Source organism: Staphylococcus sp. EG-SA-2 (genome assembly GCF_017152085.1).
Genome location: NZ_JACYHC010000349.1, coordinates 1 through 302, shown reverse-complemented (window position 1 = coordinate 302; position 302 = coordinate 1). Strand labels below are relative to the sequence as shown.

Annotated in this window: 1 protein-coding gene; it reads right to left on the bottom strand. The window is 40.4% G+C overall.

The window, feature by feature from the left end; genetic code table 11:
- The coding region (locus IDG60_RS03320; RefSeq protein WP_274611434.1) for an NAD(P)-dependent oxidoreductase at positions 1-302 on the bottom strand (302 nt) is incomplete at both ends.

Sequence of the window (302 nt, the reverse complement as noted above, 5' to 3'; positions counted from 1 at the left end):
TTTATTTTCTGTCGGCAAGTATATAAAAAGTCGATATACGAACTGTATGATGGTGGATATAACGCCTCAAGCTCTGCCATAATTGATTTTGTCAACTTAGGACTCGCACCATCAGTTGATACACTGATAGTTAGCTTGTCGCGGTGTAGTGCACTTGGAAATACAACATTGCCATTTGATGCATCTCCAACATTATTAAAAAGGGCATGCTCAGGTAAGGCTTGTTTTACCGCTTCATTGACACGTGGCTCATTGGTTGCTGCAATAACTAGATACGCGTCTACAATATCGCTTGGTTCAAA